This window comes from Saccharopolyspora sp. 7B (assembly GCF_020177435.1).
Taxonomy (GTDB): Bacteria; Actinomycetota; Actinomycetes; order Mycobacteriales; family Pseudonocardiaceae; genus Saccharopolyspora_C; species Saccharopolyspora_C gregorii.
In genome coordinates this window covers 1-13,108 of sequence record NZ_JAIUKC010000105.1, presented here as the reverse complement: position 1 = coordinate 13,108, position 13,108 = coordinate 1, and the positions used below count along the sequence as shown (strand labels likewise).

Here is a 13,108-nt window from a genome sequence, read left to right as displayed (position 1 = left end):
TGCCCGCCCGCTGCCCCCGAGGCCCTGCCGCGGACGGCCGGGGGCACCTAGCTTTCGTCGGGTGAGCACCTCAGCTGTGTGGGAGAACGAGACGATCGTGGTCGCCCCGGGCGGGGAGGCCACCGCGACCCTGACCGTGCACAACGGCACCGACATCGTGGAGGCCTACGAGTTCGAGGTCGTCGGTCGCTGCTCGCCGTGGACCGTCGTCGAACCGGCGCGGCTCTCGCTCTACCCGGGGACGCGGGGCAGCGTGACGCTGGTGCTGCGCCCGCCGAGGTCTCCCGAGGTGCCCGCCGGGGACGTACCGCTGGCGGTGCGGGTCACCCCGGTGGAACGGCCCGAGCTGGTGGCGGTGCCCGAGGCGACCGTGCACGTCGAACCGTTCCAGCAGCTGCGCGCGTGGCTGGCGCCGCAACGCCGCCGGGCCTGGCGCACCGGCCGCTTCCACGTGGTGCTGCACAACCAGGGCAACACGCCGATCGACGTGCCGCTGGAACCGGGGGACGCCGCCGAGGAACTCCGGTTCCGGCTGGAGGAATCTCGGCCCCGGGTCGAACCGGACGAGCAGGTGGAGGTGCGGCTGCGGGCGCGCGCCGCGAAGCTGATCTGGTTCGGTGCCCCGGTGCGCACGCCGTTCGTGGTCACCGCCTCGCCGGTCGCGGTCCACGACGCGGTGACGGCGCCCGCGGGTGCCGGTGCGTTTCCGGCGACGGGGTTCGAGGCGTACCCGGAGCAGCTGGACGGGGAGCTGCACCAGCTGCCGATCCTGCCGAAGTGGCTGCTGGCGTTGCTGGCGCTGCTGCTGGCGCTGCTGATCGCCTGGTTCGCGCTGCTGAAGCCGACGCTGGAGTCCGCGGCGAAGGAGGCCGCGGAAGAGCGGGCGCAGGAGATGGCGCGCAACGGCGAACTCGCCCCCGCTCCGCAGCCGCAGCCCGAACCGCCGCCCCCGGCGGAGGAACCGGGCGGGGACCAGCAGGACCGACCGCCCGGAACCGTTCCGCCCGGGAGCAACACCGTGCCGGGCGGCGGGCAGTTCTCCACGACCATTCGAGTGGCCACGAATGGCGGAGAGGCCGGTGCCCAGCCCTACATCGTCCCGGAGGGGAAGGTGTTCTACATCACCGACTTGGTGCTGGCGAACTCCCAGGGCGATGAAGGAGTGCTCACCATTTGGTTCGGCGGTCGCATGGTCACCACGATCGCGCTGGAAACGTTCCGGAACCAGGACTACCACTGGGTCACGCCCATCGAAGTCCCCGCGGGTGGACGCGTCGTCGGCGAGGTGAATTGCGCCCTGCCCGGAACTCCGCCGTCGGGGCAGCGCGCGCCGCGGTGCGTGGAGGTGCTCAACGTCAGCGGGGTGCTGCGGGATCTGCCGCGGTGACCCGGTGTTCCCGGATCCCGTCCGTCCGGAGCACCTCGGCCGCGGGGCGCTCCGGCGGCCCGCTCGGTACCCCGACATGCGCACCCCTCCCCGAATCGATCCCACGCCGCCCGATCGGCGTCCCCTGATCCAGCGAAGCACGAAATGCCGAACCCGGCCAGGAAGATCCACAGGAAGAACGGGCGCGCGCATTTCTTCCGGCCCGGAACCCGTGCTCGGCTGATCGAGTGCATTTCCGCTGCCATTCGGGTGCGTCCGTTCGAGCAGTGGGAATGCATCCGGTGACGGCGAGATCACCGGGCCGGGGAATGGCGCGATCGCGGACGTTGTGCCGTGCGAAGCATCTCCGGATAATGGTGTCCGGAGATCATCGGGGGCTCGGGGAGAACGTCGGTACCGCAGCGTGGCGGCCTGAATTCCGGCGCGGTACGCCGGCGGACCCGGCCCGCCGCTGCGGGAGAAGTGGTGGGGTACATGGCGCAGGTCGGTCCCGGCGACACCCCGCACCCCGGTTTCGGGACCGCGCTCCGGCGGCGCCGCGCCCGTGCCGGCCTCACCCAGGAGGAACTGGCCCGGCGCACCGGCATCAGCGCCCGCGCCATCGGCGACATGGAACGCGGACGGGTGGCCCGCCCGCAGGCCCGGACACTGCGTTCGCTGGCCGCGGCCCTCGCCACCGACGAGGGGGAGCTGCGGAACCTGTTGCCGCGCCCCGGGATCGGAACGCCGGAGGCCGCACCGGCTCCGCCGGACCCGGGCTGGGGCGGGATGCTGTGCGCGCTGCCGCCCGAGATCGCCGACCTCACCGGCCGCGAGCAGGCGGCCGCCGAGCTGCGGACCGTGGCCGCAGCGGAGCGCCGCCCCCGCAGCGCCCCCGTCGTGGCCGTCACCGGTCCGCCCGGAGTCGGCAAGTCCACCTTCCTGGTGCACACCGCGCACCGGCTCGCCGAGCACTACCCGGACGGCTGCCTCTTCCTGCCGATGCACCGGTACGGGCGGGTGCGCCCGGAGCACGCGCTCGGGGTGGTGCTGCGCGCGCTCGGCGTCGCCGAGAACCGGCTGCCGCCCGGCGCCGACGCGCGCTCCAGCCTGTACCGCTCGCTGTTGCAGGGCCGCCGGGTGCTGCTGGTCCTCGACGACGTCACCGACGAGGCGCAGGTGCGGCCGCTGCTGCCCAGCGACCCGGACTGCCTGCTGCTCGTCGCCGGGCGCGGCGGGCTGGCCGGGTTGGAATCGGTGGCGCGGATCCCGCTGGACGTGCTAGCCCCGGCCGATTCGGTGCGGCTGCTCGGCGCCATCGCCGGGGACGAGCGGATGAGCCGCGAGCCGTCGGCGGCCGTGGCGCTGGCCGAGCTGTGCGGGCACCTGCCGCTGGCGCTGCGGATCGCGGGCAACCGGCTCGCCGGGCGCCCCACCTGGCTGGTGTCCGACCTGCTGCGGCGGCTGGCGGACCGGCGCGGGCGGCTCGACGCGCTCACCGCGGGCGACCTGGCGGTGCGGCCGGTGCTCGCGGCGGTCCACCGGCGGTGCGGTGAGCTCGCCCGGACCGTGTTCCGGCGGCTCGCGCTCGCCAGGGACGGGGAGATCACGGTGCGGCGGGCCGCGCTGCTCGCGGAGCTCGACGTCGACTCCGTCGAACGGGCGCTGGAGGAACTGGTGGACCTCGGCCTGCTGGACTGCGTCGCGGGCGGCGGGCGCTACGCCCTGCCCGAACTGCCGCGGCTGTTCGCCGAGGAACGGCTCCGCGCGGAGGAACCGGGCCGGGAGGAGGCGGTGCGGGCGGCCGACCGCGCCTGCTCGGTCCCGCCGCGCCCTGCCGCGGGCCCCCGGCCGCAGCACCTCCCGCAGGTCGCGGGCCGCGAGCAGCGCCGCGTCGCGGAGCCCCCGCTGCTGGGAGCGCTGCGCCTGCCCGAGGGGTTCGTCCGGCCGGACTAGCCGGACTTCCGCACTAGCGGGACTTCCGCGCGAACGGCCGCTGACCGGGGGTTCCCGGTGGTGGCTGGTCACGCGACGGGGGCGTGGGCCACGATGTTGCCCCATGCGCACCGTGGTGTTGATCAATCCAGCTTCCGGCCGGGGCCGCGGCGCGGCCGTCGCCGCGCAGGCCGTCCGGCGGTTCCGCGTGGTCTCGGCGGTCCGCGTCGTGATCGCCGCCGACGCCGCCGAGTTCGCCACCGCCGCCCGCGCCGCGGTGGGCGACGACGTCGACGTGCTGGCCGTGGTCGGCGGGGACGGTGCCGCGCACGCCGCCGTGCAGGCCTGCGCCGGGGCGCGCACCGCGCTGGCGATCATCCCGGTGGGCACCGGCAACGACCTGGCCCGCGCGCTCGGCCTGCCCGCCGACCCGCTGGAGGCCGTGCGGGCCGCCACCGACGCCGTGCAGGGCGGGCACCGGCGGGCGCTGGACCTGGGCCGCGTGGTCGGCGGGCAGCGGTTCGCGACCGTGCTGTGCGCGGGGTTCGACGCCCAGGTCAACAGCAGGGTGAACCGCTCCCGGTTACCCATCGGGCGCGCCCGCTACGACGTGGCCGTGCTGCGCGAGCTCGCCCGGCTGCAGGCCATGCCGCTGCGGGTCGAAGCGGACAACGTGGTGCTCGACGTGGCCGCGACCTGCGTGGCCGTCGGCAACACGCCCTACTACGGCGGCGGGGTGCCGATCTGCCCCGGCGCGGACCCGACCGACGGCCTGTTCGACGTGACCGTCGTCGGGGAGGTGGGGCGTGCCGACCTGCTGCGGGTGCTGCCCGCGATCCGCACCGGCGAGCACGTCGAACACCCCGCGGTGCGCACGCTGCGGGCCCGCTCGGTGCGGCTCGGCGGCGGCAACGGCTGGACCGCGTTCGCCGACGGCGAACCGCAGGCCAGGCTGCCGGTGAGCCTGCGCTGCCAGCCCGCCGCGCTCCAGGTGCTCGCCCCGGCCGCTGCGAAGAGCGACGCGGCCTGAGCTGCCCGTTCACCTCGGGTGGCTGGGCCGTTCGCCCCGCTCCCGCCGGTCGAACGGCCCCCCCACCTCGTCGTGCCGCGGGGTTGCGCGGCGGCTCCGGAGCACTGCGCCTGCGACGACGGTCGGTGCGATGTGAAAGCCTGTCAGGGTGGCTGTGAGCCGTTCGCACTCCGACATGTCGCATCCGGATCGCTCGGGATCGGATGAGAAGAATCCCGGTTCGCCCCGTGACCCGGTGGCCGAGAACCCGGCCGCCGAGAACCCGCCCGCGGTGGAGCCCGGTTCCGCCGACGCGTCCCCCGGGAGCGCGGGCCCGCCGCGCCGCCACCGGACCCGGGGCGGCCGCCGCACCGGTGCGCAGGCCCAGGGCGACCGGCCCGCCGGTGCGCGGGACCGGGGCGACCGGTCCGCCGAGCGGAACCGGGAAGACGGGCCCGCCGACGAGCACGCCCGGGAGGACCGGCCCGCGGAAGCGCAGGATCGAGACGTCCCCACCGGCGAACCGGACCGGGACGGCCGCTCCGCCGCGGAAGGCGCTCGACGCCGTCCCACCGGCGAGCAGGCCCGCCGCGGCGCGGACGCGGACGACGCCCCCGCCTCGCCCGCCGAGTCCTACGCCGCGCACCGCCGCCGCAGCGCGCACCCGAAGTTCGCCGAGTTCGCCGGTTCGCTGAGCTTCGAGCTCGACGCGTTCCAGCGCACCTCCTGCCAGGCCCTCGAATCCGGCCACGGCGTGCTGGTCTGCGCGCCCACCGGCGCGGGCAAGACCGTGGTCGGCGAGTTCGCGGTGCACCTGGCGCTGTCCGAGGGCCGCCGCTGCTTCTACACCACCCCGATCAAGGCGCTGTCCAACCAGAAGTTCGCCGACCTCTGCGAGCGCTACGGCGAGGACGCGGTGGGCCTGCTCACCGGCGACACCTCCATCAACGGGGACGCGCAGGTCGTGGTGATGACCACCGAGGTGCTGCGCAACATGCTGTACGCGGGCTCGCGCGGCATCGACCAGCTCGGCTACGTGGTGATGGACGAGGTGCACTACCTCGCCGACCGGTTCCGCGGTGCCGTGTGGGAAGAGGTGATCCTGCACCTGCCGCAGCACGTGCAGCTGGCCAGCCTGTCGGCGACGGTCAGCAACGCCGAGGAGTTCGGCGAATGGCTCGTGGAGGTCCGCGGCGACACCACCGTCGTCGTCGACGAGCACCGGCCGGTGCCGCTGTGGCAGCACATGCAGGTCGGCTCCCGGATGTTCGACCTGTTCGGCGGCGAGACCTCGGAGCGGGAGCTGTCGCTGAACCCGCGGCTGCTGCGCCACACCCAGGAGCTGTCCCGGGTGCACTCGCCGTACGGCCGCGGCCGCGGCGGTCCCGGTGGCGGCAGGCGCAAGGGGCCCCGGCCGCCGCGGTTCTTCGCACCGTCGCGGGTGGAGGTCCTGGACAGCTTGAACTCGGCGGGCCTGCTGCCCGCCATCGTGTTCATCTTCAGCCGCGCGGGCTGCGACGCGGCCGTGAGCCAGTGCATGCGCGCGGGACTGCGGCTCACCGGCGAGCACGAGGTCGACGAGATCCGCGAGGTCATCGAGGAGCACACCAGCTCGCTGCCCGAGGCGGACCTGTCGGTCCTCGGCTACTGGGAGTGGCGCGACGCGCTGGAGCGCGGGATCGCCGCGCACCACGCCGGCCTGCTGCCCGCGTTCAAGGAGACGGTGGAGGAGCTGTTCGTCCGCGGCCTCGTCAAGGCCGTGTTCGCCACCGAGACGCTCGCCCTCGGCATCAACATGCCCGCCCGCACCGTGGTGCTGGAGCGGCTGGTCAAGTTCAACGGCGAATCGCACGTCGACCTCACGCCCGGCGAGTACACGCAGCTCACCGGGCGCGCGGGTCGCCGCGGCATCGACGTGGAGGGCCACGCCGTCGTGGTGTGGCAGCCGGGCGTGGACCCGAAGCAGGTCGCGGGGCTCGCCTCCACCCGCACCTACCCGCTGCGCTCCTCGTTCCGGCCCGGCTACAACATGGCCGTGAACCTGGTGCAGCGGGTGGGCCGGGACGCGGCGCGCGACCTGCTGGAGCAGTCGTTCGCGCAGTTCCAGGCGGACCGCTCGGTGGTCGGCATGTCGCGGCGGGTGGACCGCAACGCCGACGCCCTGGAGGGCTACGCGGAGTCGATGACCTGCCACCTCGGTGATTTCGCCGAGTACTTCTCGCTGCGCCGCCGCATCTCCGAGCGGGAGAAGGTGCTGGCCAGGCAGAACCGCGCGTCGAAGCGGGCCGAGGCGGCGAAGTCGCTGGAGAAGCTGCGCAAGGGCGACGTCATCCAGGTGCCCGCGGGCCGCCGCTCCGGGCTGGCCGTGGTGATCGACCCGGGCCTGGAGCCGATGGGGGAGCCGCGCCCGCTGGTGGTCACCGAGGACCGCTGGTCCGGCCGGTTGTCCGTCGCCGACTTCACCTCCCCGGTGGAGGCGCTGGGCCGGATGCGGCTGCCCAAGCACGTGGACACCCGGTCGCCGAAGTCGCGCCGCGACCTGGCCTCCAGCCTGCGGGACACCGGGATCTCGGTGGGCGGCGGGCGCGGCGGGCGCCGCTCCGACGTCGGGGACGACGCCGAACTGGCCAGCCTGCGCCGCGCGCTGAAGGCGCACCCGTGCCACGGCTGCGACGAGCGGGAGAAGCACGCCCGCTGGGCCGAGCGGTACGAGCGGCTGCGGTCCGAGACCGAGCACCTGCGGCGCAAGGTCTCCACCACCACGCATTCGCTGGCGCGCGCGTTCGACCGGATCATCGGCCTGCTCGCCGAACGGGACTACGTCACGCCGGACGACCCGGAGCAGCCGGTCACCGAGAACGGCAGGCGGCTCACCCGGCTCTACAGCGAATCAGACCTGCTGGCCGCGGAATGCCTGCGCGCCGGGATCTGGCGGTCCTTGCAGCCGGCGGAACTCGCGGCCGTGGTGTCCGCGCTGGTCTACGAGTCCCGCCGGGAGGGCGCGGTCTCGCCGCCGGTGCCGTCCGGGGCGGTCGCCGACGTGCTGGACAAGACCTGGGACGTGTGGGGCGAGCTGGAGGAGGACGAGCGCAGGCACAAGCTCGACCGCACCCGGGAACCCGACGCCGGGTTCGCGTGGCCGGTGTACCGGTGGGCGCGCGGCGAGTCGCTGGAGCGGGTGCTCACCGCCGCCGAATCCACCGGTCACGAGCTGTCCGCGGGCGACTTCGTGCGCTGGTGCCGCCAGGTGGTGGACCTGCTCGACCAGATCCGCGACGTCACCGGCAAGTCCGATCCGGTGGGTTCGGCGGCGGCGAAGGCCGTCACCGCGATCCGCCGCGGGGTGGTCGCCGCGGGCGCCGTGTGATCGGCCGCCGCGCCCGGATCGGTTGCGGCGGCGGCTGATCGCCGTCGGCCGCGCGACCCGGCGGGGTCATGGCGCGATGGCGCGCTGTGATTGGATTCGGGGGTGCGGTGCGTCGGGGGTCGCGCGCCGCGCCGGAACTTTCAGCTTTCCCGGAGGTACTGGATGAGCGGCCCCAACGGCCCGTCCCAGCAGGGCGGTCGGCCGGCGCAAGGGCACCCCGGTTCCGCGGCCGGTGCCGGTCAGCGGACCAACCCGGGGCTGCCGGTTCCCGGGCGCCGTCCCGGGCGACCGGGCCAGGGCAGGACCGGCCAGGGCGGCGCGGAGCAGCAGGGCAGGGCGACGCAGCCGGGTCAGACCCAGCCGGGTCACACCCAACCGGGTCAGCCGCAGCCCGGCCAAGCCCAGCCCGGCCAGAGTCAACCCGGCCAGACACAGCAGACCCAGACCCGGCCGGGGCTTTCCCACCCGGGGCAGGCCCAGCCCGGTCACTCCCACCCCGGCCGGACCCAGCAGATCGGCCAGCGCCCGCCGCGCCCGGACCAGCAATCCCGCCCGCGGCAAGGGGAATCCGGTGCGCAGCAACCGGGACCGGACCGCAGGACCGGCGCCGCGAACCCGGGGCAGCAGCCCCGCACCGGCGACGCCGGCGGGCGTCCGCGGGCCACCGGCGCGGAATCCACCCACCCGAACCTGCCGCCGATCGTCGTCGGCCCGCGCGGCCGCGGCTGCGCGCCGCCGCCCGCGCCGCGCACGAGGTCGAAGGTGCCGTGGGTGTTCGGCGGCGCGGTCCTGGTGACCGTCGCCGGGTCGCTGGCCGTCGTCGGCTTCGTGCACCCCGGCGTGCTGGTGCACGACCGCTTCGACCCGGAGAGCGTGCAGCAGGGCGTGGCGCAGACGCTGCGCGACTCCTACCACCTCGGCACCGTCGAATCGGTGAGCTGTCCGGCCGAGCAGCAGGTGGTGCCGGGCAACCGGTTCGACTGCCAGGTGACCCTCGGCGGCGGGACGAAGCCGGTGTCGGTGACCGTCCGGGACGCGAGCGGTACCTACGAGGTCGGCTACCCGCGGTAGGGAGCCGGGAATTCGCTCGACGCGCGGCCCGGCACTGGGCAGGATGCAGGCGTGACCGACGTCGACGTGCGGCCGCTGGCCGAATCCGAGTACCGCCCGAGCTTCGACCTGTTCCTGGCCTCGCTGCACGAACCGCAGCGCACCGGGGAGGCGCGCTGGCAGCGCTCCTCGACCAGGTACGAGCCGGGCCGGGTGTTCGGCGCGTTCCTCGACGGCGAGCTCGCCGGTACCGCCCTGTCGATGACCTCGGCCCTGGAGGTGCCCGGCGGCGCGGTGCTGCCCGCCGCCGCGGTCACCGGGGTGGGGGTGCGCGCGGACCGCACCCGGCGCGGTCTGCTGCGGGAGCTGATGCGCGCGCAGCTGACCGAGCTGCGGGAGCGCGGTGAGCCGCTGGCGGTCCTGCACGCCTCGGAGACGCGGATCTACCCGCGCTTCGGCTACGGCCTCGGAACCCGGTCGCAACGGGTGCAGGTGGCCCGCACGCACGCCGAGCTGCGCCCGGACGCACCGATCGGTGGGCAGGTGCGGCTGGTCGACGGGCCCGCGGCGGAGAAGCTGCTGCCCGAGCTGTACTCCCGCATCGCCGCGGGTAGGCCCGGCCTCATCGCCCGCGGCGAGGGCTGGTGGACCACCCGGCTGGCCGGGACGGTGGAGAACGGGGGAGCGCTGCGGGTCGCGGTGCACTCCGACGACTCCGGCACCGACGACGGGTTCGCGCTCTGGGAGCCGTCGAAGACCGACCACCACTTCGGCGACGGGTCGATCCGCATCCTGGTGAGCGACATGCACGGTGCGGACGACGCGGCCACCGCTTCGCTGTGGCGGTTCCTGCTGGGCCTGGACCTGGCGACCTCGGTGATCGCCGTGGACCGCCCGCTGGACGAGCCGCTGCCGTGGTGGCTCGCGGACCGGCGCGGTTGCGGCGTGGACCGCGTCGACGACGACCTGTGGGTGCGGCTGGTGGACGTGCCCGCGGCGCTGGCCGCGCGGTCCTACGGCGCGGCCGAGCCCGTCGTCGTCGAGGTGCGGGACCCGTTCCTGCCGCAGAACTCGGGCCGCTACCGGATCGGGCCGGGTGGCGCGGAACCGGTCGCGGACGCGCCGCAGCTGGGCCTGGACGTGGACGTGCTGGGTTCGCTGTACCTGGGCGACGTCCGGCCGAGCACCCTCGCCGCGGCGAACCGCGTCGAGGTCCACGAGCCGTCGGCGCTCGCCGCCGCCGACCGCCTCTTCGCCGCTGCGCGCCCGCCGTGGTGCGGCACCCAGTTCTGACCGGGACGGTCGAGCGGCACCGGCTCAGAGCGCGGCGATGAGCCGGTCCAAGGGCCCGCCGAGGCCCCACTGGGCGCCGAGCTCGGCCAACCGGTCCGGGTCGGCCGGGGCGGCGGGAGCGGTGTCCGGCCGGTCCAGCACCACGGGCGCGTCCCGCACGACGCGCACCACGGCGGGCGCGGCGGCGAGGTAGTCGGCGGCGTCGGCGAGCTTGCCGCGCACCCGCGGCGTGAGCCGCCGGTCGCCCTGCTCGGAAGCGGCCAGCAGCGCCGCCAGCGAACCGAACTCGGTGATCAGCTTCGCGGCCGTCTTCTCCCCGATGCCGGCCACCCCGGGCAGCCCGTCCGAGGGGTCGCCGCGCAGCACGGCCATCTCCGCGTACGCCTCGCCCGCGCGAGCGGGGTCCAGCGCGTAGCGCTCGGCGAGTTCGTCCGGGCCGAAGTCCTGCGCCTTCGCCAGCCCGGCCCCGACGTAGCGGACGCGCACCGGCGTCGGCGCCGGGCGCACCAGCTGGAACAGGTCGCGGTCGCCGGTGACGACCTCCACCGGGTCGGTGGTCTCGCGTTCGGCGAGGACGCCGATCACGTCGTCGGCCTCGTAGCCCTCGGCCTCCGCGGTGGCCACGCCGAGCGCGTCCAGCACGTCCAGGATGATCGGGATCTGCGGGCCGAGGGTGTCCGGCACCTCTTCGGCGTCCGGGTCCGCCTCGGCGACCCGGTGCGCCTTGTAGGACGGCAGCGCGTCCACCCGGAACTGCGGCCGCCAGTCGTTGTCCAGGCAGGCCACCACGCGGGTCGGCCGCCGTTCGCCGATGAGCTTCGCGAGCATGTCGCAGAACCCGCGCACCGAGTTCACCGGCGTCCCGTCCGGGGCGGTCAGCGATTCGGGCAGCGCGTAGTAGGAGCGGAACCACAACCCGGCGGAGTCGATCAGCATCACAGAACCCGTCACGGCGCACACTCTGTCACGACCGGCCGACGCCGCCCGGCGGAGCGGGGCCGATCCGGGTTCCGCAGGGCTGTCAGATCACTGTCACCAGGCCGCTCGGGGGACGTTTTACAGTCGCAGCAGCCCGGTGCGCACGCGCCGCGCACCGCGGCTTCCCGGCCCTCGTGGCCGGGGTGCGGAGCGGCCCGTCGCCGACCCCCGACCGGTGGGCGGGCCGTTCCGGCCGGGCACGTCGGTCCTCCCCGGGGCGTCGCAGCCCGGCCGGGCGCGGCGGGCCGGGCGGGTCAGCGGCGTCCCGCCCGGTTCCGGCCCGCGGACCGCGGTGCTGATCTTCGGCCCGCGCACCGCCGGAGGAGCGCGGCGCCCGGCGGTTAGGCTAGGTGGCCATGGCCACTGACTCGCTCAAGCAGGATCCCGCGGTGCTCTCCGCCCGGCTCCGCCGCGCCGCGGAGACGGCGGCGCACGCCGACCTGGACGCCCTGCTGATCACCCCCGGTTCGGACTTGCGGTACCTGCTCGGTGCCCGCGGTGAGTCCTTCGAGCGGCTCAGCACCTTGGTGCTGCCCGCCGCCGGCGGTGCCGCCCCGGTGCTGGTGCTGCCGAAGCTGGAGGCTCCCGGTTACGCGGACGTCCCGGCCGACGAGCTCGGCATCGAGGTCGTGACCTGGGTGGACGGCGAGGACCCGCACGCGCTGGTCGCGGACCTGCTGCGCCGCGGCGGTCGCGCCCCGTCCCGGCTGGGCGTCGCCGACGTGACGCCGGCGCTGCACTGCCTGCCGCTGCGCTCGGCGACGGGTGCCGAGCAGGTGCTGGCCGGTTCGGTGCTGCGCGAGCTGCGGATGCGCAAGGACGCCGCCGAGATCGACGCGTTGCGCGCGGCGGGCGCCGCGATCGACCGGGTGCACGCGCGGATGGGCGAGTTCCTCACCGCCGGTCGCACCGAGGCGCAGGTGGGCGCGGACATCGCCGCGGCCATCGTCGAGGAGGGGCACACCGAGGCGGAGTTCGTCATCGTCGGTTCCGCCGCGAACGGTGCCAGCCCGCACCACGCGCTGTCGGACCGGGTGATCGAGGCCGGGGACGTGGTGGTGGTGGACATCGGCGGTCCGATCGCCTCCGGCTACAACTCGGACTGCACCCGCACCTACGCGGTGGGCGAGCCGGCCCAGCCGGACGTGCTGGAGACCTACGCGGTGCTGCAGGCGGCGCAGGACGCGGCGGTGCGGGCGGTGCGCCCCGGAGCCACCGCCGAGTCGATCGACGCCGCGGCGCGGGAACCGATCGCGGCGGCCGGTTTCGGCGAGCAGTTCATCCACCGCACCGGGCACGGCATCGGCCTGGACGTGCACGAGGAGCCCTACATCGTCGGCGGCAACGCGCTGGAGCTGGAGCCGGGCATGGCGTTCAGCATCGAACCGGGCATCTACCACGCGGGCCGGTGGGGCGCCCGCATCGAGGACATCGTGGTGGTCACCGAGGACGGGGTGCTGAGCGTGAACTCGCAGCCGCACGACCTGGTGGTGCTGCCGGCGTGAGCGACCGGAACACGGGCGAACTGGAAGCGACGGACCGCGCGATCCTGCGGGAGCTGGCGCACGACGGCCGGTGCAGCTTCACCGATCTGGCCGAGCGCGTCGGGTTGAGCGTGTCGGCGGTGCACCAGCGGGTGCGGCGGCTGGAGCAGCGCGGCGCGCTGCAGGGCTACGTGGCCAAAGTGGACGGTGACCAGATCGGGTTGCCGCTGACGGCGTTCATCTCGTTGACGCCGATCGATCCGGCCGCGCCGGACGACTACCCGCAGCGGCTGGAGCACCTGCCGGAGATCGAGTCGTGCTACTCGGTGGCGGGCGACGAGTCCTACATCCTGCAGGTGCGGGTGGCCTCGCCGCTGGGCTTGGAGGAGCTGCTGCGGCAGATCCGGGAGGCGGCGAAGGTGTCGACGCGGACGACGGTGGTGCTGTCCACCCCGTACGAGCACCGGCCGCCGCAGATCTAGCCCTCGACGTGCTCGCGTGGGGGGGGGGGGGCGGGGGGGCCCCCCCCCGGGGGGGTGGGGGGGGGGGGGGGGGGGGGGGGGGGGGGTGGGGGGGGGGGGGGGGTTGGTGGGGGGGGGGGGGGGGGGGGAGGCAGGGGGCGGGGA

9 protein-coding genes are annotated in these 13,108 nt (G+C 75.1%); 8 read left to right on the top strand and 1 reads right to left on the bottom strand.

Features of this window, described 5'->3' with window-relative positions; translation table 11 throughout:
- The first annotated feature begins 61 nt into the window (after nucleotides 1-61).
- The 6 genes from LCD33_RS17145 to LCD33_RS17120 all read left to right on the top strand — a co-directional run bounded on the left by LCD33_RS17145 (nucleotide 62) and on the right by LCD33_RS17120 (nucleotide 10,020).
- Nucleotides 62-1,387: a hydrolytic protein gene (locus LCD33_RS17145; protein ID WP_224959769.1), complete on the top strand. Its 1,326-nt coding sequence runs from the start codon at nucleotides 62-64 to the stop codon at nucleotides 1,385-1,387.
- Between the two features lie 474 nt (nucleotides 1,388-1,861).
- Nucleotides 1,862-3,322 carry an XRE family transcriptional regulator gene (locus LCD33_RS17140; RefSeq protein WP_224959771.1) on the top strand — a complete coding sequence of 487 codons (1,461 nt, stop codon included), beginning with the start codon at nucleotides 1,862-1,864 and terminating at the stop codon, nucleotides 3,320-3,322.
- Nucleotides 3,323-3,425: 103 nt separating this feature from the next.
- Nucleotides 3,426-4,331 carry a diacylglycerol kinase family protein gene (locus LCD33_RS17135; RefSeq protein WP_224959772.1) on the top strand — a complete coding sequence of 302 codons (906 nt, stop codon included), beginning with the start codon at nucleotides 3,426-3,428 and terminating at the stop codon, nucleotides 4,329-4,331.
- Nucleotides 4,332-4,566: 235 nt separating this feature from the next.
- Entirely contained in the window at nucleotides 4,567-7,677 is a 3,111-nt protein-coding gene (locus LCD33_RS17130; protein WP_224959774.1) for an RNA helicase, read from the top strand.
- A 762-nt stretch (nucleotides 7,678-8,439) separates the two neighbouring features.
- Nucleotides 8,440-8,748: a DUF4333 domain-containing protein gene (locus tag LCD33_RS29425; protein ID WP_224959777.1), complete on the top strand. Its 309-nt coding sequence runs from the start codon at nucleotides 8,440-8,442 to the stop codon at nucleotides 8,746-8,748.
- A gap of 51 nt (nucleotides 8,749-8,799) precedes the next feature.
- Nucleotides 8,800-10,020, top strand: coding sequence for a GNAT family N-acetyltransferase (locus tag LCD33_RS17120; RefSeq protein ID WP_224978031.1), 1,221 nt, complete (start codon nucleotides 8,800-8,802; stop codon nucleotides 10,018-10,020).
- A gap of 24 nt (nucleotides 10,021-10,044) precedes the next feature.
- On the opposite strand, the gene LCD33_RS17115 is transcribed toward LCD33_RS17120, so the two are convergent.
- Nucleotides 10,045-10,956, bottom strand: a complete 912-nt coding sequence (locus LCD33_RS17115) for a 5'-3' exonuclease (RefSeq protein WP_224968724.1) — start codon at nucleotides 10,954-10,956, stop codon at nucleotides 10,045-10,047.
- A gap of 398 nt (nucleotides 10,957-11,354) precedes the next feature.
- On the opposite strand from LCD33_RS17115, the gene LCD33_RS17110 reads away from it, so the two are divergent.
- Complete coding sequence (locus LCD33_RS17110; protein ID WP_224968713.1) at nucleotides 11,355-12,503, top strand: Xaa-Pro peptidase family protein; 1,149 nt, start codon at nucleotides 11,355-11,357, stop codon at nucleotides 12,501-12,503.
- A complete protein-coding gene (locus tag LCD33_RS17105; RefSeq protein ID WP_373690034.1) occupies nucleotides 12,500-12,964 on the top strand; it encodes an Lrp/AsnC family transcriptional regulator in 465 nt (154 codons plus the stop codon). Before LCD33_RS17110 ends, LCD33_RS17105 begins: the two co-directional genes overlap by 4 nt.
- Nucleotides 12,965-13,108: the final 144 nt, after the last annotated feature.